The organism is Paraburkholderia sp. DHOC27 (genome assembly GCF_003429005.1).
In the GTDB taxonomy this organism is placed as follows: Bacteria; Pseudomonadota; Gammaproteobacteria; order Burkholderiales; family Burkholderiaceae; genus Paraburkholderia.
Genome location: NZ_QVQV01000001.1, coordinates 431,324 through 450,584, shown reverse-complemented (window position 1 = coordinate 450,584; position 19,261 = coordinate 431,324). Strand labels below are relative to the sequence as shown.

Sequence of the window (19,261 nt, the reverse complement as noted above, 5' to 3'; positions counted from 1 at the left end):
TCTTTCAATCAGCGCTGCGTCAGCATCGCATACATCTGAATCACGATATCCGGCGTGAACGTGAATGGCACCCAGCCGTGGCCGGTGTGGCGCAGGACCAGCGTGCGATCGCCATTGGACTGCTTCTGCACGGCCATCACAGGATTCTTGGTCGACACGAAACGCCAGCCACGCGGCACGCCCATCGGCGGTTCCGGTGCCATCGAGGCGCGCGCATTGGAGAGCTCCTCGATCAACTGACCGATCTGCTCGGGATGCAGCGACACCGTCTTGCCGGCGATCGTCATGGTGATTTCGTTCTGGCTCGGGCGGCCAATCGACAAGGTAGGCTTTTCTTCAGGCGTGACGGCCTGAGCTTGCACCGTGTCCGGCACTTGAGGCGCTTCGGACTGCGCCTTGTCGTGCGCAGCCGCGGTCTCGCCCGCCGTGTCTTGCGCGCGCGCAGGCGCGGCGTGATTCAGCGCCGACGCTTGCGAAGGTGCCGCTTGTGCGGATGTCTCGGGGATGTTGCTGGCCTGCGGGGCCACGACAGCCTGAATGAGCTGATCGACGCCCACTTCGAGCGCGCCGAGCTGTTCGTGAAGGTTCATGCGAGGATTCTCTGGTAAGACCTGAGATTTTACCTGCTACGGGCGTCGCGTGACCCTTCACTCGCGTACGACGTTGTAACAAAGTGCGCGATAACACATCAAATCCGGCCGTTCACATCTCCGGCTCATTCAGCCAGTTCAACCCTTCAGATACCCCGCTTGCCGGAACCATTCCAGCGCATCGGCCAAGCCTTCGCGGTAGGGCCGCGCCTGATAGCCCAGCTCGCGCTCGGCCTTGGCCGACGTGAAGTACATCTTGTTCTTCGACATCTTCAAGGCGTCGACCGTGAGGAAGGGTTCGCGCTTCGTGATCTTGGCAACCGCTTCCGCGCCCATCGCCAGCGGATAGAGCGGCAAACGCGGCAGGCTGATGGTCGGCGCCTTGCGTCCGGTGAGAGCGGCGATATCGGCGAGCATCGTCTGCAAGGGCAGGTTCTCGCCGCCAAGAATGTAGCGCTCGCCAATCTTGCCGCGTTCGAGCGCGAGAAAATGTCCCGCTGCGACGTCGTCCACGTGTACGAGATTCAGCCCCGTATCCACGAACGCCGGAATCTTGCCGAGCGCCGCTTCCACGATGATGCGGCCAGTTGGCGTGGGCTTGACGTCACGCGGGCCAATCGGCGTTGAAGGATTGACGATGACAGCGGGCAGACCGTTCTCGGCGATCATGCGTTCCACCGCGCGCTCGGCAAGCACCTTGCTGCGCTTGTAGACGCCGATGGCCTGCTCGGCCTTCAGCGGCGAGGTCTCATCTGCCGATTGCCCCGAACTCGTCACCTTCAAGGTCGCCACGCTGCTGGTGTACACCACGCGCTCGACGCCTTCCTTCAGCGCGGCCCTCATGGTGGCCTCGGTGCCTTCCAGATTCGAGCGTTCGATTTCGCTCGGGTCCGGCGCCCACAGCCGGTAGTCCGCGGCGACGTGCAGCAGATAGCGCACGCCGCGCAGCGCGGCGCGCATGGAGGCTTCGTCGCGCATGTCGCCCACGACGATTTCCGCGTTGAGCGCCTCGACGTTTCGGCGTGGACTGGTGGCGCGCACCAGCACGCGCACGTTGAAACCTTTCTCTTGCGCGATGCGCGCCACAGCCGAGCCGACAAAGCCGGAAGCTCCGGTGACGAGTACGAGATCGCGGTTTGGATCAATCATTCTTTCCAGTTCCCTGGGTGACGGTCGTCGGATTGTACGTGGCACGCGCAGGGTATGCGACGCCGTGAACGTTCGACATCATCCAGGCAGGCTGGCCGCGAGGCGACTAGAATGCCGGCTTGAAAGATTGTGAGGAGAGGACAGCATGACAGGCCCGGATCTGGATTCGCGGATCGAAACCTACTACGTACGGGTGCGCGGCGTAGTGCAAGGCGTGGGTTTCCGCCATGCCACCGTGCGGCAGGCGCACGCGCTCGGCATCAGAGGATGGGTGGCCAATCTGGACGATGGTTCAGTGGAGGCGATGCTGCAGGGTACGGCCAACCAGGTTGACCGGATGCTTTCGTGGCTGCGTCACGGGCCGCCAGCGGCGCGCGTGAGCGAGGTGACGGGAGAAGAGCGCCCGTCCGACAAACGGTACGAGCGCTTCGAGCAACACTGAGCCCGGTAGAGAGAGTCGAAGATCGATAAGGTCCAGCGGCGAGTCCGGCGCGTCGCGCCGGACCACGCGCATCACTTTGCAACCAGCAGACTCTCGGCGAATCCCCAGTCTTGCTCGATCCATTGATAGCTGCAGGTAAAGCCCGCGTCGTCGGCAATGGCGGGCACTTCTTCGGCGCGGTACTTGTGGCTGCTTTCGGTCCAGATGGTTTCGCCCTCTTCGAGCGTCACCGTCAATTGCGCGGCCCGTACATGTGCCGTGACAGGACGCCGTGCGCGCAGATGCATTTCGATGCTGCGTGCGTCGGGGTTGAAACGCGCTACGTGCTGAAACGCGTCAAGAGGGAAGTCGCCGCCCAGTTCGCGGTTGATGCGCGCGAGCAGATTCAGGTTGAAAGCCGCAGTCACACCAACCGGATCGTCGTACGCGGCAACCAGCACCGGGATCGGTTTTTCCAGGTCGGTGCCGAGCAGGAGCGCATCGCCAGGCGTGAGCATGCTACGGATCGAACGTAGAAAGCGCGTCGCTGCAAGCCGCCCGAAGTTGCCAATCGTACTGCCAAGGAACAGCACCAGCAGACGCTCGCCGTCCGCGCGTTTTTTGCTGACTTCCGCCAGCCCGGCCAGATAATCGCGCTCATAGCCGACAATCGAAATCCGCTCGATATCGCCGAGTTCGCGCCGACATAATTGCAAAGCGCTGCGCGAAATTTCAATCGGACAGTACGACGTAGGCCGCTTTTTACACAGCGCTTCAAGAATTCGTCGCGTCTTGCGGCCACTGCCGCTGCCCAGTTCCGCCACGGTCACGTCATGGGGCAGTTGCGCGACGATGTCCGCCGCGTGCTTCGTCAGCAGACGTTCTTCGGCACGCGTCACGCCATACTCAGGCAATACGGTGATCACTTCGAAGAGCGCCGAACCCACTTCGTCATACAAGTACTTCGACGGCAATTCCTTTTGCGGCGTATGGGTGAGGCCGGCGCGCACGTCGGCGGCAAAGTCCGGTGAGACATCCTGCGATAGGGCTGGCTGAGTCATGCTTGCTCCAGTTTTCACGTTCCGTGACGGTGGGTTGTCCGGTGTGGATCGTTGTGTGCGCAACGCTAAAACGCATCGCGTGCAGCGGGGAGGGCGCAGACCAGGCGTCCATAGGGATCGCACTGGCATCGAGGTAGCCGGGTTGAGCAAGCAAGAAGCGCGCTTGCAAGGGAAACAGCACGAATATCCGATGCACGCGCTCAGGATGTGGCGTGCATGAATGAAGTTATGTTCTAGTGCATAGCGCCGCGACCCGCACGGAATAATTGATTTTCCACGCGGCGTCCCGGCGCAACGCGTCTAGAATGCGGGCTTTGTATGACAGAACCGCTTCAGAGAGCAGCGAGACACGCGACTCACTGCACGCTTAAGAGACAAATCTTCCAATGAAAACGAAAGCCGCCGCGTCGCCAGGTGCCGCGCGGTACGCGCGGGCGTGTGAACCCGGGTTCGCGCATCACGACGCATACGGAACGGCGTCACGATGCCTTTGCATGAGACGGCCGCTGCGATGAGTCAGACGAGGCGGGCGAGCCAGACCAGCCACTACGAGCCAAGGCAGGGGATTGCGCTGTCCGTTGGCGCTTCGGCGTTATTTGCGCTGCTATCCGCCTACGTCAAACTGCTGGCACCGTTGAGCGGCCTCGATATTTTTGCGTGGCGCGTGCTGTGGACCGTGCCCGGTGCGCTACTGCTGATCGCGCTGCGCGGGCGCTGGCCGTTGCTACGCCAACTGGTTGCGCGTGCCGTTCGTCAGCCGCAGGTGGCCGTAGCGCTGATCGCGAGTGCGGTCATGCTCGGCCTGCAACTGTGGGTGTTCCTGTGGGCGCCGCTGCATGGACGCATGCTCGAAGTCTCACTCGGCTATTTTCTGCTGCCACTGACGATGGTGCTGGTCGGGCGCTTCTACTATCGCGAGCACATCGACGGCCTGCAATGGCTCGCGGTGGCGTGCGCCGCGCTCGGTGTGGCGCACGAGGTATGGATGACGGGCGCGTTCTCCTGGCCGACCCTGCTGGTTGCGCTGGGCTACCCGCCGTACTTCGTGCTGCGCCGCAAAATCCAGGCGGATTCGCTGACGGCGTTCGCCGTGGAGATGACCTTGCTGTTGCCGGTTGCAGTCGTCACGGTGGTGCTGGGTGATTCGCTGCCTCTGCTGACAGGACGCCCAGGCATGGCGTTTCTCCTGCTGCCGGGCCTGGGCGTACTCAGCACGGTAGCACTGGCGTCGTATCTCAAGGCCAGTCGGTTGTTGCCGATGGCCCTATTCGGCATTCTCGGCTATGTCGAACCCGTACTGCTGGTGGTGGTGTCCGTGACATTTCTCGGCGAGTCACTGACGGCCCAACAACTCGCCACCTATGTGCCGATCTGGCTGGCAGTCGCACTCACCGCATTGCATGGCGCGCGGCTGGTGCGATTGGCGCCGCGCTGATCAACAGGGGAAGGTCGCGCTGTGCGTGCCGCGCCGCGCTCGCCGATTCTGCGGCAGCGTCAACGACCGTGCTGCGCGCCGCTTTGAGCGGCGTTGATACGAGTCGGCCCGACCTGCGCTTCGATGGCCTCGCGCAGAGCCGGGCGCCAGCCGAAACCAAAGAGCGCTTCAGCAAGCACGAACAACGGTCCAATCAACAGGCCGGCCAGATCGTCGACGAAGGCGGGCTTGCGATGCTCATACGCGATGTGACCGATGAACTGCAGCACCCAGCCAATGACGAACATGCCGATGCCCGCGGTCAGCCACGTCAACGTGCTTTGCTTGGCGAGCCATGCTCCGCATGCGAGCAACAACGCGGAGACGAGCGCCATCATCAGGCCAAGCGGCAGATCGAGCACGAGGTAATAGAGTGTGGCGGCGCCGAACAACAGCCACGCGGGCGAAAGCGCAAACGGCAAGCCGCTGACGGGCCAGACGGGGCGGCTCATCAGCACGGCCACCGCCAGCACGATGAGCGGAATGCCGACGAAATGCGTGGCGATGTTGCGCCGGTCGCGATGGTAGTCCGCGTACTGCGTGAGTTGCTGCGTCAGCGTTCTCATGGGTGCCGCTCCGGGATCAAAGTAAGCATAATCGCGGGCAGCGGAATTTAAAACCATCGGGTAGCCGACAATTCAGCGCTTCAGCACGATGCCATCATCCACGAACCTGGCTGTATCCACGTCCCAAACCCTTGCGATGCTCGAGCGCAGCGCCTGGTTTCGCGCCGCGCCGGCCGCCTTGCGCACGCAACTCGTCGAACGTGGCCGCGTGCAGCATGTGCAGGCGGGCCAACGGCTCTTCATGCGCGGCGATCCCGACGATGGGCTCTACTGCGTCATGGAAGGCGTGATCCGTATTGGCGCGGCGAGCATGGCCGGCAAGGAAGCGTTGCTGGCGGTGATCGAACCGGTCAACTGGTTTGGTGAGATCGCGCTGTTCGACGGCCGCCCGCGAACCCATGATGCGTATGCCGAGCGCGATTCCGTGCTGTTTCATTTGCCGCGTACCGAGCTGGTCACGCTGCTCGAACGCGCGCCCGAGCACTGGCACGCGTTCGGTTTGTTGCTGACGCACAAGCTCCGGCTGGCATTCGAAGCGATCGAAGAGACCGCGCTGTTGCCTGCCGCGCAGCGCATTGCGCGCCGCTTGCTGTTGATGGCCAACGGTTACGGCGAGCCGGGCGCGTTACGACGCGTGCTCAAGGTGCCGCAGGAAGATCTGGCGATGATGCTGGCCTTGTCGCGGCAGACCATCAATCAGACGCTCAAGCAGTTCGAAGTGCAGGGCGCGTTGCAGTTGCGCTATGCGGAAATCGAAATCGTCGATGCAAAGAAGCTGGCTGCATTGGCCGGTATAGCGGCGCCACCCGATACCGCAAAATAAAGTCCGCAGCCGCCGAGTCGCCAACCAAAAGAACGAACAGAACAAACAGAACGAAAAAAAGGCGAGCCGGTAGACTCGCCTCCCCCAACGGCATATCCCACTTCGATTCTTAAAGCGACCACGCAGGATGATGCCGAGAACCGATCACCTTAGTTGGTCTGGGTGGTGTCCGCTTTAGCGCCTTCGGTTTTTGCCTGCGTCGTGTTGCTATCCTTCGCCGGCACTTTGCCCGCGTCGGCCTTGGTCGTGCTCTTGTCGGCGTTCGCCGCGACGGTATGCTTCGTTTTACTAACTTTGTGCGCCTGAGTCTTCACGGCGTGAGCCGGCGCGGCCTTTTTCGCGTGCAGCTTTGCTGTGGACTTGTCCGGCGTCGCGCTGACCATCTTGCTCGATGCATTCGCCGACGTGTTCGCCGAAGCTTCCGGCTTCGTCGTATCGGCTTGCGCCGCGGCGCCGGCTTTCAGATTCGCCTCGCCAGCCGCCTGAGTGTGCTGGTTGCCCGACATCGCCGGCGCCGGCGTCTGCGCAAAGGCCGTCGAAACGAGCAGGGTGGAAGCTACGGCAGCGAAAATCATCTTCATGGTGTGACTCCTGGTGTCGCGGCTGAAAAGGTTCAGCGCTGCCGGTTTAACGTTGGCCGGATGACGGGAGTTGACGTCGCGCTCGTGACAAAACGTAACCTGCGAAACAATGGATTCCAAACCAAAATCGCGAGGCCCGCTGCGGCGCGTCAGGCCAGAACGCGTGATTTAAGTCTGGTTTAAGAAACTTGGGATGCCTTAACGTCCCAATGTAAAAAGAGCCGCAAGGTGCGGCTCGATATCGGAGAGGGGGTGAAGCGGGTTGCCCAAAGCTAGTTGAACGGGTTATCCACCACACCGGGCTTTGCGTCCGGTTCATCCTTGATCTGTTCGGGCAGATCGGCCTGGGCCTGCAACGTGGCCACCACGCTATCCAGTGCCTGCTTCAGCGCGAGCGCCGCCTTCAGGCCGCGTTTGTCCCGCGTGATGTCGAGCGTGCCGCTGAGGGTGACGCGTGTCGTGCCATTGGCAATGGTCAGCGCGTCGCCCTGAATGGTGAGTTCATCGTCGTCGTTCGAGTAAGCCTTAAACACCTTTGAGTCCTCCCGGCCGCTGGTCCTTGAGATTCTCCGGAATGCCCGGAAAGCGGATGCCGCTCATCGCTTCGAGTTCGTGCACCGTCCTGATGTCGTAGCGATTCGTCGAGACATTATCCGCGACGACCGCAAACGCCAGTTGCCGCGAAGGGACGTAGACGATCTTGAACAACTGGGTGGGCACGAACACGCGGCTCGGTCCAATGGTCTGCAATTGCTGGCCGATGAACATCGGACCCGTCACGACGTAAGTGTCGTCGTAACGCAGCGCGAGCCGGCGCACCGAGGTTTCGATCCGCGCCCATAGCCGCCCGTTGTTCTGGTGGTCTTGCGGCACCACGTTGGCCAGCGAGAACGACTGCGCCATTGCCTGCTGATTCCAGCGGTTGCCTGCGGGACTCATGTGTCCACGGTCGTAGCCGCTGTGCCTGTAATCGGCGAGGGTGGCGCCTTCGCCATCGGGCAGCCGCGCATCTTCGAAGAACTTGTTGGTGCGCACCATGTCCTGCGCCGCTTCGATGTGATCGCGCGTCAGGTGTTCAGCGGACCAGAGTGGGCCGTGCGTAACACCAGAATGCAGGACCGCAAAATCGCTGTAGCACAGCAGACGCGTTCTTGGCGCCAGCTTCGGATTGGTCAGCACCGGCCACTGCGCGTCGGGCGTGAATTCGGTGCAGGAGGGGGCGGCGCTCGCGTGAGCGGCAACCGCAAATAGCAGACAGGCCAGCCACTTCTTCATGGATCGTTACGTCGCGCATCGGAGTCTTTGGGGCCAAAAGTATAGCCGCCACGCGCACGTGAAACGAGAAGAAAAGGACAAGGTTTGTCAGCGGGTTCAGCGCGGTTTTTCCGGGGGCGCGCAGCCTCACGCTAACTGTCGAACACGCGACGCTCGGCGCGCACCGGTTGTCTGTCCACCGCCTGCAAACGCCAGTATCCATGCATGGGTGTTCGCGCGGGCACGCACGACCAGGCGGCCGTGCCTTGTGCCGAACTGACACGCTGCTTCCGGTCCACATGGAGACCGCGCAGCGTGCAAAGCGGCGCATCTGTACTCGGCGCGCATAACGTGGTGACGCCATCGTCGTCGCGCAACTCTCCCCACGGGGGCAGATCGATACCCTGATGCGCTTCCCGCGACCACCGGTGTTCGTCGGTGTCGAGCCAAAGCACCGCGTAGTCGTGATTGACCGTGGGATCGGAACCGTTGATGAGGATAGTCAGGCGCATGGCACGTCCATACTCAGGGTGCGAAGTTCGCTCTTCTAGAGTCTAGACGTGAGTGCGTTTTATGCAAGGCAAACGACTATCGGGTAGATTGAAAAACACAATTGGGAAGACCTTGCCAAAGCTCTAGATTTATTGTGACAGTGCAGCCGCGCGTCTGCCCGTTGCCGCTTAACCACCTCACGTCCGCCAACGCGCGCCCCACAATACAGGCTTGCATGGAGGCTCAGATGTCGCAACTCAAAGGTTCAAAGACCGAAGAGAATTTGAAGGCAGCGTTCGCTGGTGAATCACAGGCGAACCGGCGTTATCTGTATTTCGCAGCAAAGGCCGATGTAGAGGGGCAAAACGATGTTGCCGCGCTATTCCGCTCCACGGCGGAAGGCGAAACCGGCCATGCGCATGGCCACCTCGAATATCTGGAAACCGTGGGGGATCCGGCTACGGGGTTGCCGTTTGGCTCGTCGCGGCAAAATCTGCAGGCAGCGATTGCCGGCGAAACGCACGAATACACGGATATGTATCCGGGCATGGCCAAAGCGGCGCGCGATGAAGGCTTCGACGAAATCGCCAACTGGTTTGAAACTCTGGCCAAGGCCGAGCGCAGTCACGCGAATCGCTATTCCAAGGCGCTTGAATCGCTAGTGGATTAAGCAGCGACGTTCAAACCGGTAAAGCCCCTGCGTGAGGGGCATCGACGCGAGTCGCACCTGTAAAGCGAAGGCGGGCATGCTGTGGCGTCAGGCTGCAAGATGTCCGCGCTTACCATGCGTTGCATGCTGCGGTGCATCGCGGGCGCGCGCCCGGACGCGAGGCGCGCAGTCGCAAGATCAAGGCGAAAGAAGTATAAAAGGAGCCTGATGTCATGCCACATAAGGAAGGCAGTCTCGAGGCGCCCACGCGGCATCCGCTGAATTGGCGCTCGGACGCATTCTACGATCAGCATGCGCTCGATGAGGAACTCACCCGCGTGTTCGATATCTGCGCAGGGTGCCGCCGCTGCGTCTCGCTGTGCGGCGCGTTTCCCACGCTATTCGATTTGCTGGATGAGACCGACAGCGGCGAAGTCCACGACCTCGACAAGAGCCAGTTCGGCAAGGTGGTCGATCAATGCTATCTGTGCGACCTGTGCTACATGACGAAGTGCCCCTATGTGCCGCCGCATCCGTGGAATGTGGATTTTCCTCACCTGATGCTGCGTGCCAAAGCGGTGGATTACAAACGGGGTGACGTCAAGCTGCGTGACAAGTTTCTCTCGAATACGGATGCGCTCGGCCGCCTGGCGGGCATCCCCGTCATCACGCAGACGGTGAACGCGGTGAATCACACGGCCGCTGCGCGCGGCATGATGGAGAATGCGTTGGGCGTCGATAGAAACGCGTGGCTCCCCGATTTCGCGCCGCGCAAATTCCGCAGTGCCGCGAAGAAATCGGCGGTGACGCAAAGCCAGGACGGCGAGCGCACGCCAGGCAAAGTCGCCATTTATGCGACCTGTTACGTGAATTTCAACGAACCCGGCATTGGCCACGATCTGCTCGCCGTGCTCACGCACAACGCGATTCCGTACGAGCTGGTGAAGAGCGAAGCGTGCTGCGGCATGCCGTTGCTGGAGCAGGGCAATCTGCAAGGCGTCGCGGACAAGAAGGAAAAGAACCTGCCGGTGCTGGCCCGCTATGCGCGCGAGGGCTACGCGATCATCGGCGCGATTCCCAGTTGCGTGCTGATGTACAAACACGAGTTGCCGCTCATGTTCCCCGACGACGCCGATGTGCGCGCCGTCGCCGAAGCCTTCTGGGATCCGTTCGAGTATTTCGTGGCGCGCCATCGTGACGGACTCCTTAAAACCGACTTCAAGTCGGGATTGGGGAAAGTGTCGTATCACGTGCCCTGTCACGCGCGGGTGCAGAACATTGGTCGCAAGACTTCGGAAACCTTGGCGCTCGTGCCGGACACGCAGGTCACGGTGGTGGAACGCTGCTCGGGGCACGCGGGCACGTTCGGCGTGAAGAAGGAGTTCCACCGCACGGCGATGCAGATCGGCACGCCGGTTTTCAAGGCGATGGCGCAACCGCAGCCCGACTACATTTCGTCGGACTGCCAGTTGGCTGGCCACCATATCGAACAGGGGATCGACGAGAACGGTTTGTCGAAGGGACAACTTGCGCATCCGCTCACGCTGCTGCGCAAAGCCTATGGTCTCTGAGTACCAGTTTATACAGCGAGGACATCCCGATGAGCATCGCCCGCAATTCGTTGTTGTCGCTTGAGAACTATTCGAAGGCCCGCATCACGATGCGTGCGCAGGTGATCGAGCACAAGAAAGAGCGCACCGTGCCGCTCGGTAATCACGTGACCTTCCTGTTCGAAGACGAAACGACGATCCGCTATCAGATCCAGGAAATGCTCCACATCGAGAAGATTTTCGACGAGGACGGCATTCAGGGCGAGCTGAACGCCTATCTGCCGCTCGTGCCGGATGGCAGCAACCTGAAGGCGACCATGCAGATCGAGTATGAAAACGAAATCGAGCGGCATGCGGCGCTGGCGCGTCTGATCGGCATCGAGGTCCGCGTGTTTGTTCAGGTGGCGGGCGAGGCGCCGGTGTATGCCATCGCGGATGAAGATCTCGAACGTGAGAACGAGCAAAAGACGTCAGCCGTGCACTTTGTGCGCTTCGAATTGACGCCTGAGATGAAGAAGCGTCTGCGCGAGGGTGCGGCCTTGCAGATTGGCTGTGACCATCCGAATTATCCGGTGCCAGTGCAGACCATCGAGCCGCGCATCCGGGCTGCGCTGTTGAAGGATCTGACGTAGCCGTCTGCGTTGTGCTGGCCGAGATGGCGCACATTGACCGCAGCGGGCGGCGCGGCACGCAACGTGAGCGCCTACTTACGCCACGAGACCCGCGCCGCCTGCCTCTCTGCATGACCGCACCGGCCTCACGCCAGCGCCAGCGTCCCTGTCAGATCGCCGAGCGGTGCCAGCCCGTTCTGTGCAAACGCGCGGTCCCGCGCCGCCACGCCGTCCAGCGGTGCAAGACCATGTACCCGGCTGATAAAACGCAGGATCGAGTTGGTGTCGTAGACGGTGTGGTCCACGTAACCCTTCTTCGCCAGCGGCGAAATGACCAGCGCGGGGATGCGTGAGCCCGGCCCCCAACGATCGCCCTGCGGCGGCGACACCGGATCCCACCAGCCGCCATTCTCGTCAACGGTGACGATCACCACCGTATTGGCCCATTGCGGACCGCGCTGCAGATGGTCGATCACCGTGGCGATATGCCGGTCGCCCGATTCGACGTCCGCATAGCCGGCGTGCATGTTCAGGTTGCCTTGCGGCTTGTAGAAGGTCACGGCCGGCAGACGCCCGGCGTCGATGTCCGCAATGAACCGGTTCGTAGAGGCGTCGTCCCCCACACCGCCGTCGCGCAGATGCTGGCGGCGCGCATCGGTGCCGGGCGCGAAGCTCACGAAGTAGTTGAACGGTTGATGGTGATACTGGAAGTCGGGCACGTCGCCGGTGTCGTGGTGGTCGAGCGCGTATTGCCACGCGCCCGAATACCACGCCCAATCCACGTTCTTCGCGGAGAGGCGATCGCCGATCGTGGCGTAAGTCTGCGGCGGCAGCACCTTCGGATTCGACACGTCCGCGTACGCCGGATTGCCGCCCAACGCGGGTGGCACGAAACTCGGCTGATACGGCGGCGCCATCGTGTTCACCGCGTAACCGTCCGGCGTGAACAGGCCGTCGTTGACGAACTTCGGCGGCCCGCCGAGCGCGGACGGCGGCGAGTGCGGCGCCACCTTCAGCCGCGTCCCCATTGGATCGTCGCCTTCGAGCACGGAGACAAATTGCTTCGCCGCGCTGGTGTGCACGTCCGGCACGAGCGGCGCCTGCGCGGAGATCAGGAAGATGTGGTTGAGCCATGAGCCGCCAAACGCGGCCATGAAGAAGTTGTCGCACAGCGTGTATTGCTGCGCGAGGTTCCACAGCCGCAGGCTCTCGGCGGAGTTAGGGTAATGGCCCATTACCAGACCGCCGGAATCCGCCCATGCCGCAAACTGGTTATTGCGCCCGGCGTTGATCTGCATCTGGTTCTGATAAAAGCGATGCCACAGATCCCGCGTGATGACACCAGTCGGCAGCGGCTCGCCTTGCTTGTCCGGAATGCGGAACGGCCGGTTGTGCAGATCGACGATATCGTTTTCGCCGATCATGTAGCGCTTGCCGTCCACCTGCTGGGCCTGCGGCACGAGTCCGCCCCAGATTTTCGGCAACTGCGGCAAGGGCGTTTTGCCGTCGCGGTCGAGTTGCACGTAGCGCTCGGCGGGCACGGCGTCGAGCGGATGCTGGACGCCGGGGAAATTGCCGTACAGGTTGGCGAAGCTGCGATTTTCCGCGTAGATCACGACGATCCGCCGCACCTGATCGTGCAGCGCTGCATCGAGCCGCAGGTCGGCCGCGCTGCGCGGCGTGGCCGCTGCTGCGGACTGCTCGCCGGTCTGGCATCCGGAGATGGCCAGTCCCAGGCCAACCGCCGCGATGCCGGTCAGGACACGGCGCCGCTCGGGGTTATCGGGCTCGTCTTCCGGGCGATCGAATTCCGGGTTGAGCGGGGGAACGGGCAAGTCGTCGTCCTGATTCATCACGGTTTCCTGTAACGTTTCGATCTGCGTTGCCGGCCCGGTTTTCTACTGACACGCATGGCGCCGGCGAGCGAAGCCAATCTTAGCGTATTCATGTGTCATGTCCGAACGTGCAGGCGCCCTGCATCCCAACGCGGACGGGACGCACGGGAAACGCGGCGCGCGGGAGCGCAGCGCATGGCACCTCCAGGCAAACTCCAGACAGCCGAGAGACAACCCCGCGCCTACAGCGTCTTGCGATACACCACGAACCCCGAGCGATCCGCCACCTTGTCGTAGAGCTGCATGGCGGTGTGATTGGTTTCGTGCGTTTGCCAGTACACCCGCGCCGAACCCGCGGCCTTCGCCGCTGCATAGACGGCTTCGATCAGCGCCCGGCCGACTCCTTTGCCGCGCTCGCTCTCGAGCGTGTACAGGTCTTGCAGATAACAGATGGGACCGGCCAGCGTCGTATGACGGTGGTAGAGAAAATGCACGAGCCCGAGCAACTGGCCGTCGCGCTCGGCGACCAGCGCGTGCATGGGTTCGTAGCCATCGAAGAAGCGCGACCACGTGAGCTGCGTGATCTCGCGTGGCAACGCGGTCTCGCCGGAGCGGCCGTAAAACGCGTTGTAGGCATCCCATAGCGGCAGCCACGTGGCGAAATCCGCGGCAACGACGGGGCGAATGTGAGGGACGTGCGGCACAGATTGCGTTGCGGGTCGCGTCACGAGCGGGGCTCCCTGTGAGGAAAAGGACGGCCCCGCCAGCTTAAGGAAAATCACGTGGCGTTGTTAGCGCCACGATCGCCGCAAAATCTGGAACCAGAGGGGCGCGCCGCCGCTTCGGTCGCCCGTTTTGGCGCCTAATGCCTGCGCTTTGAATGCCGCAATTTATCCCGTACGCGTTTGGCGGTGAGGAGCGGCAAATAGTCGAACACACGGGCGCCGCTGCTGAAGTCAGCCATCGTGTCGGCGTAGATCTTCAAGACCGTTTCGGTCGGCGTGTCGGTTTCCGTGGCAATGGCCTGCACGACTTCGTCAACATTAGGCTGAGGCTGATCCATAAGTCTCTCCGGGTGCGACAGGTGGGAAATGCAAACACAGGGAGTTCCATTACAGGACGCCGTAAGTCCCGATGCCAATTGAATCGGCCTATCACCTGCCCTGCGCGCGCTCCGTTTTGCTTGCAGGTGTGAAAGGGCAGCATCGTGATGCCGCACTTTGCCTAATTAGTGGGAATGCCGGTGATGAATATCCGGGTAATGCGCATGAGTATGGGTGATCGGCATATGGCGATGCGCATGAGTATGCGGCTCGGTGCCATCCCACGCGAAATCATGTTCGTGCTGGTGATGCGCGTCGTGACGGTGCGGGTGGTTGTGGTCCAGCGCCTCGTGCGTATGCGGATGCTCGTGGCGTTCACGGATATGCAGCCACACGCCGAGTGCCATTAGCGCTGCCGCGACCCAGAACAGCACGGGCGGCCATTCGGGCCACAGGATCAGCGCGAGGGTCACGCCCACTAACGGCGCCACCGAGAAATAGGCGCCCGTGCGCGCGGTGCCGAGATTGCGCAGGGCGAGCACGAACAGCACGAGGCTGACGCCGTACCCAGCGAAGCCGGTCAGCATGGCAGCCGCGAGCGTGAGTGGTGCGGGCACGCGCGCACCCAGCAGCAGCGCGATGCCGAAATTCACGCTGCCCGCCACCAGCCCTTTCAGACAGGCAATTACCATTGCGTCGTTGATGGACACTTTGCGGGTGAGATTGTTGTCGATCGCCCAGCAGGCGCAGGCACCCGCCACGAGCAATGCGCCGAGCGGCAGGCGCGTCGCGCCAGGATGCCACGACAGGGCCACGCCGCCTGCGACGATGGCGAGCATGCCAAGCAACACCTGACGATCGACATTCTCGCGAAACACAATCCACGCGATCAATGCGGTGAACACGCCTTCGAGGTTGAGCAGCAGCGAGCTGGTGGCGGCGGGCGTCACGTCGAGGCCGAGCATCAGCAGGGCGGGTCCGGCCACGCCGCCGGTGGCGATTGCGCCGATCAGCCACGGAAGTTCATGCAGTTGAAGCCGGCCCGCGTGCGCTCGCTCTTGCGTGCTCTGTTTTGCGTGGCGTAATGCGATGGTGATGGCGAGTCCCACGCCGCTGCCCAGGTAGAACAGACCGGCCACCATGAACGGCGAGAGCGTGCCGAGCAGCGCTTTGGCGAGCGGCGTGGTGGCGCCGAATAGCGCGGCGGCCAGCAGGGCGGTGAAAGGAGCGGTGAGCGCCGCGGTTACACGGGTTGGCAAACGGGCTGGCATGGGTGCGTTGAGGTGAAAGTGAAAGTCACGCGTCGCGCTCTTGAGTCAAGCTCGTTGCGCCTGCGTCGACCATGCGTGGCGCGACTCGTGGCGTCAATACGCATCCGTCGGGCCGGATAGAACGTAAACCCTCTATCGTCACGTCATTCGAGGTTACCATGCGCCGTTTTGCCTGTGCCGTCGTCGCGCTCGCGCTGCTGGTCCTGAGCGGCTGCTCCGGCGAACCGCCCAATCCCAACCCGCGCGCCAGCGTGCCGCTCACCACCGTGCCGGTGGATTTGCCACGCTACATGGGACGCTGGTACATCATCGCCAACATTCCCTACTTCGCCGAGCGCGACTTCGTGGGCAGCTACGCGCAATGGGTGCTGCGGCCCGACGGCAAGATCGACGATTCGTATTACGCCCACAAAGGTGCGTTCGACGCGCCCCTCAAACACTACCAGTTTCTCGATACGCCAGTACCGGGATCGAACGGCGGAGAGTGGAGCGTGCAGGTGTTCTGGCCAGTGCGTTTCAAGCAACTCACGCTATATGTGGATCCGGACTACCGCTACACCATCCTCGGCTATCCCGGCAAAAATCTCGGCTGGATCTTCTCGCGCGACCCTGTGATGAGCGATGACACCTATCGCGAGATGCTGGCGAAACTGGACGCGATGGGCTACGACACATCGCGCTTCAAGCGGGTGCCGCAAACGCCGGAGCAGATCGGCATGCCGGGATTTGCGTCGCCGGGTGACAAGCAGTAGCGAATCAAGGACGGCGCCGCTGGCGGCACGCGGCATGCTGCGCTCGAAGCAAACGGAGCGGACGCATTTGGACGCCTGCTGATTCTTTCCAGCAGACCGGCGCTGGGCCGTGCTGCTGGCCCGGGAGAGCCTGTGCGCATCCGTTGAAGCCGCTTTTGCGTATATCCCTGCATTGCCATTGGACGAGATTGCCATGTCGCCTGTCGTCGTTGCCGTGATCGCGCTGGTTGGGCTCGTGGTGGTGTTTTCCGCCGTGTGGGCTTGGCAACTGAAATCGGAGAACGCCGGCATGATAGACCCGGTATGGGCCTATTCGCTCGGCGCGGTCGCCGTACTGTATGCGGTGCTCGGCACCGGCAGCCCATTAAGCCGTGCGCTAACCGCGCTGGGCGGTCTCGTATGGGGCGTGCGGCTCGGCACGCATTTGTGGCGTCGCAATTTCGGGCAGCCTGAGGACGCGCGTTATCACCGTCTGCGTGAAGAATGGGGCGCCGCCGCGCCACTGCGCATGTTCGGCTTCTTCCAGGTGCAGGTGGTGATTTCGATGCTGCTTTCGCTGGCATTTCTGGTGCCGTCGTATCGCACCGCTGAGCCGGCGGCGGTATGGCTCATCGTGGCGGTGCTGGTATGGATTGCGGCAGTGGTGGGTGAAGCGCTGGCAGACCGTCAACTGCGCCACTTCAAGAACGATCCGGCGAACCACGGCAAGGTTTGCCGCGATGGCCTGTGGCGTTACTCGCGGCACCCGAACTACTTTTTCGAATGCGTGCATTGGGTCGCGTATATCGCGCTGTCGATCGGTTCGCCCTGGGTCTGGTTGACGCTTTTGCCACCCGTGCTGATGGCGTGGCTGCTACTGAAGCTGTCCGGCATTCCACTGCTCGAAGCGAGTCTTGCCAAAACGCGCGCGGGGTACGCCGAGTACATGCGGACCACCAATGCGCTGATTCCCTGGCCGCCGCGCCGCTCGTCGGGAGACTAGCCGAGCACAGTTAACCGTGTACGCAGAACGAAACGCTACGAACAACATGCCAGCCACACTGGCGGCGCGACCACAAAGGAGCCCATCACCATGACACTGACCACCCTTGACCGGCCGCTGCCGCCGTCGACACCTGCGAGCCCCGACGACGGCTGGCTGATCCGCTGCTGCGAGCGCGGCTGGTTGCCGGACGCGGTGATCCGCATGGGCATGCGTCAACTGATGCGTCAGCGTCTGAAGGACGAGGGCAACGACGACGGTGAATTGCGTGCGCGCCGGCTCGAACATCTGCTGGACGGCTTGCGTACCAGCCCAATTGCAGTCGAAACGCAGGCGGCCAATAGCCAGCACTACGAAGTACCGGCGGCGTTCTTTCATGCCCATCTGGGACCGTATCTGAAGTACTCGTGCTGTTGGTATCCACAGGGCAACGAGACGCTCGAACGGGCCGAAGCCGCGATGCTCGAAGTCTATGCCGCGCGCGCGGAACTGGTTGATGGTCAGCGTATTCTCGATCTTGGATGCGGCTGGGGTTCGCTGTCGTTGTGGCTCGCGGCACGTTATCCGCACTCGCAGATCGTGGCGCTCTCGAATTCGCATGGGCAGCGCGCGTTTATCGAAGCCTGCGCGGAACAGCGCGGTTTGAGCAATCTCACGGTGGTGACCGGCAATATCGTCGATTTCGAGTTTTCCGACGCGCAGCTTGCGGGTGGTTTCGACCGCGTGGTGTCGATCGAGATGTTCGAGCATATGAAAAACTATGGCTTGTTGCTGGCCAAAATTTCACGCTGGATGCGTGCGGACGCAAAGCTGTTCGTGCATATCTTCGTGCACCGTACCCTCGCGTATCACTTCCAGGTGCAGGACGGCAGCGACTGGATGTCGAAGTACTTCTTCACCGGCGGCACGATGCCATCGGAAAACCTGCTGCTGCACTTCCAGGACGATCTGCGCGTGGAGCGTCAATGGTGGGTGAGTGGCACGCATTACGAGCGCACGGCCAATCAATGGCTGGCTTCGCTCGATGCCGCGAAAGACCGCGTCATGCCGATGCTGGTGGACACCTACGGCGAGCGCGACGCCGCGATCTGGCTACAGCGCTGGCGCATGTTCTACATGGCCGTGGCGGAACTGTTCGGCTTTGCGAACGGCAACGAGTGGGGCGTGGGGCACTATCGCTTCGAAAAGCGTTGAGCGATAAGCGGCGGGGCGTCTCGACAGCAGATCCGCAGCGGCGGCATACTTCAGGGATTGCGCGCTGATTGCAGTTCATGCAGCGCGCGCCTTTGACGGAACCGCCCATGACCACACCCATTCCCTTCGTTCCCAATCGCTTCAAGGACAATGCGGCGCACTATCTCGGCGGCCGCGCCGCCTATTCGCCGCGTTTGATCCGGCGGGTGGCGGAGACATGCAAGCTGGATGGCACACAACGTTTGCTCGATCTGGGATGCGGGCCGGGGCAAATCTCGCTGGCGTTTTCCACATGGATCGACAAGGGCGTCGCTATCGACCCCGCGCCGGAAATGCTGACCATCGCATCGGAACTCGGGCTCGGCGTTGCGCCGAATATCGAGTACCGGTTGGGCAGTTCCTACGATCTGTCGGCGGAACTCGGCCGCTTTCAGATCGCGGTGATAGGCCGTGCGTTTCACTGGATGGACCGGCCCGATACGCTCGCGCGCCTCGACCAACTGATCGACCCTTCAGGCGCGGTGGTGCTGTTTTCGACCTCGCATCCCGACGATCCACCGAGGCCCTGGTTCACGCAATATCACGCGTTGGTCGAGAGCTACGCGCAAACCGATCCTGCTCGCGAGCAACGCAAGGACGACGCGTGGGAGAGCCACGAGAGCGTGCTGATGAACTCGCCGTTTGCGTCGCTCGAGCGTGTGTCGATTGTCGAGGTGCGGCGAGTCGCGGTGGAATCGTTGCTGGCACGCGTGCTGTCGATGTCGAGCTTGTCGCGCGAACGTCTTGGCTCGCGGCTCGATGAATTGCTGGAGCGCGCGCGTGCCCTGCTCGAAGCGCATGCGCAGGACGGCTGGCTCGAAGAGCGCGTCGATTCGGTGGCGCTGATTGCGCGCCGCTGATGCGGTGACGCGTTTCACTGCGATCGTGCGCGTGGCCAACGTTTTTGCAACCGCAAGCGCCAGT

General features: G+C 62.3%; 22 protein-coding genes. 10 read left to right on the top strand and 12 right to left on the bottom strand.

Translation table 11 applies throughout. The annotated features are described in order from the left end of the window. Window positions 1–8: 8 nt before the first annotated feature. Window positions 9–590: a hypothetical protein gene (locus D0B32_RS01975; RefSeq protein ID WP_117331997.1), complete on the bottom strand. Its 582-nt coding sequence runs from the start codon at window positions 588–590 to the stop codon at window positions 9–11. 138 nt (window positions 591–728) lie between these two features. After that, the gene (gene hpnA, locus D0B32_RS01970; RefSeq protein ID WP_117331996.1) at window positions 729–1,739 is read right to left on the bottom strand and encodes a hopanoid-associated sugar epimerase; all 1,011 of its coding nucleotides are present in this window, start codon (window positions 1,737–1,739) and stop codon (window positions 729–731) included. 145 nt (window positions 1,740–1,884) lie between these two features. On the opposite strand from hpnA, the gene D0B32_RS01965 reads away from it, so the two are divergent. Then, window positions 1,885–2,181 (top strand): acylphosphatase, encoded by a 297-nt coding sequence (locus D0B32_RS01965; RefSeq protein ID WP_117331995.1) that lies wholly within the window; start codon window positions 1,885–1,887, stop codon window positions 2,179–2,181. 71 nt (window positions 2,182–2,252) lie between these two features. On the opposite strand, the gene egtD is transcribed toward D0B32_RS01965, so the two are convergent. Continuing rightward, window positions 2,253–3,221 carry an L-histidine N(alpha)-methyltransferase gene (gene egtD / locus D0B32_RS01960; protein ID WP_117331994.1) on the bottom strand — a complete coding sequence of 323 codons (969 nt, stop codon included), beginning with the start codon at window positions 3,219–3,221 and terminating at the stop codon, window positions 2,253–2,255. 511 nt (window positions 3,222–3,732) lie between these two features. Here egtD and rarD point away from each other — a divergent pair. Then, entirely contained in the window at window positions 3,733–4,656 is a 924-nt protein-coding gene (gene rarD, locus D0B32_RS01955; RefSeq protein WP_117333417.1) for an EamA family transporter RarD, read from the top strand. A 59-nt stretch (window positions 4,657–4,715) separates the two neighbouring features. On the opposite strand, the gene D0B32_RS01950 is transcribed toward rarD, so the two are convergent. Next, entirely contained in the window at window positions 4,716–5,261 is a 546-nt protein-coding gene (locus D0B32_RS01950; protein WP_117331993.1) for a DUF962 domain-containing protein, read from the bottom strand. Window positions 5,262–5,349: 88 nt separating this feature from the next. Between D0B32_RS01950 and D0B32_RS01945 the strand changes: the two genes are divergently transcribed. Then, window positions 5,350–6,084, top strand: coding sequence for a Crp/Fnr family transcriptional regulator (locus D0B32_RS01945; RefSeq protein ID WP_117331992.1), 735 nt, complete (start codon window positions 5,350–5,352; stop codon window positions 6,082–6,084). 149 nt (window positions 6,085–6,233) lie between these two features. Here the strand turns inward: D0B32_RS01945 and D0B32_RS01940 are convergent, their stop codons facing one another. The 4 genes from D0B32_RS01940 to D0B32_RS01925 form a co-directional block, all read right to left on the bottom strand. Continuing rightward, window positions 6,234–6,665: a hypothetical protein gene (locus D0B32_RS01940; RefSeq protein WP_117331991.1), complete on the bottom strand. Its 432-nt coding sequence runs from the start codon at window positions 6,663–6,665 to the stop codon at window positions 6,234–6,236. Between the two features lie 272 nt (window positions 6,666–6,937). Continuing rightward, window positions 6,938–7,198: a hypothetical protein gene (locus tag D0B32_RS01935; RefSeq protein ID WP_117331990.1), complete on the bottom strand. Its 261-nt coding sequence runs from the start codon at window positions 7,196–7,198 to the stop codon at window positions 6,938–6,940. Further along, entirely contained in the window at window positions 7,191–7,940 is a 750-nt protein-coding gene (locus D0B32_RS01930) for a DNA/RNA non-specific endonuclease (protein WP_117331989.1), read from the bottom strand. Before D0B32_RS01930 ends, D0B32_RS01935 begins: the two co-directional genes overlap by 8 nt. Before the next feature lie 131 nt (window positions 7,941–8,071). After that, window positions 8,072–8,431, bottom strand: coding sequence for a DUF3564 domain-containing protein (locus tag D0B32_RS01925; RefSeq protein WP_117331988.1), 360 nt, complete (start codon window positions 8,429–8,431; stop codon window positions 8,072–8,074). Between the two features lie 227 nt (window positions 8,432–8,658). Between D0B32_RS01925 and D0B32_RS01920 the strand changes: the two genes are divergently transcribed. From D0B32_RS01920 to D0B32_RS01910, 3 genes are all read left to right on the top strand, one after another. Further along, window positions 8,659–9,081 (top strand): rubrerythrin family protein, encoded by a 423-nt coding sequence (locus tag D0B32_RS01920; protein ID WP_117331987.1) that lies wholly within the window; start codon window positions 8,659–8,661, stop codon window positions 9,079–9,081. Between the two features lie 212 nt (window positions 9,082–9,293). After that, a complete protein-coding gene (locus tag D0B32_RS01915; RefSeq protein ID WP_117331986.1) occupies window positions 9,294–10,631 on the top strand; it encodes a heterodisulfide reductase-related iron-sulfur binding cluster in 1,338 nt (445 codons plus the stop codon). A gap of 29 nt (window positions 10,632–10,660) precedes the next feature. Next, window positions 10,661–11,242, top strand: coding sequence for a DUF3501 family protein (locus D0B32_RS01910; protein ID WP_117331985.1), 582 nt, complete (start codon window positions 10,661–10,663; stop codon window positions 11,240–11,242). Window positions 11,243–11,367: 125 nt separating this feature from the next. Here the strand turns inward: D0B32_RS01910 and D0B32_RS01905 are convergent, their stop codons facing one another. From D0B32_RS01905 to D0B32_RS01890, 4 genes are all read right to left on the bottom strand, one after another. Next, entirely contained in the window at window positions 11,368–13,074 is a 1,707-nt protein-coding gene (locus D0B32_RS01905) for an acid phosphatase (RefSeq protein ID WP_117331984.1), read from the bottom strand. 224 nt (window positions 13,075–13,298) lie between these two features. Then, the gene (locus D0B32_RS01900) at window positions 13,299–13,784 is read right to left on the bottom strand and encodes a GNAT family N-acetyltransferase (protein WP_404935511.1); all 486 of its coding nucleotides are present in this window, start codon (window positions 13,782–13,784) and stop codon (window positions 13,299–13,301) included. Between the two features lie 134 nt (window positions 13,785–13,918). Further along, window positions 13,919–14,119 (bottom strand): DUF3562 domain-containing protein, encoded by a 201-nt coding sequence (locus tag D0B32_RS01895; protein WP_117331982.1) that lies wholly within the window; start codon window positions 14,117–14,119, stop codon window positions 13,919–13,921. A 165-nt stretch (window positions 14,120–14,284) separates the two neighbouring features. Beyond that, window positions 14,285–15,370 carry a DMT family transporter gene (locus D0B32_RS01890; RefSeq protein WP_117331981.1) on the bottom strand — a complete coding sequence of 362 codons (1,086 nt, stop codon included), beginning with the start codon at window positions 15,368–15,370 and terminating at the stop codon, window positions 14,285–14,287. A 158-nt stretch (window positions 15,371–15,528) separates the two neighbouring features. Between D0B32_RS01890 and D0B32_RS01885 the strand changes: the two genes are divergently transcribed. From D0B32_RS01885 to D0B32_RS01870, 4 genes are all read left to right on the top strand, one after another. Further along, window positions 15,529–16,122, top strand: a complete 594-nt coding sequence (locus D0B32_RS01885; RefSeq protein WP_117331980.1) for a lipocalin family protein — start codon at window positions 15,529–15,531, stop codon at window positions 16,120–16,122. 193 nt (window positions 16,123–16,315) lie between these two features. Then, entirely contained in the window at window positions 16,316–17,104 is a 789-nt protein-coding gene (locus D0B32_RS01880; RefSeq protein ID WP_117331979.1) for a DUF1295 domain-containing protein, read from the top strand. A 90-nt stretch (window positions 17,105–17,194) separates the two neighbouring features. Further along, window positions 17,195–18,298 (top strand): cyclopropane-fatty-acyl-phospholipid synthase family protein, encoded by a 1,104-nt coding sequence (locus tag D0B32_RS01875; protein WP_117331978.1) that lies wholly within the window; start codon window positions 17,195–17,197, stop codon window positions 18,296–18,298. Window positions 18,299–18,405: 107 nt separating this feature from the next. Then, a complete protein-coding gene (locus D0B32_RS01870) occupies window positions 18,406–19,197 on the top strand; it encodes a bifunctional 2-polyprenyl-6-hydroxyphenol methylase/3-demethylubiquinol 3-O-methyltransferase UbiG (RefSeq protein ID WP_117333416.1) in 792 nt (263 codons plus the stop codon). Window positions 19,198–19,261 lie beyond the last annotated feature (64 nt).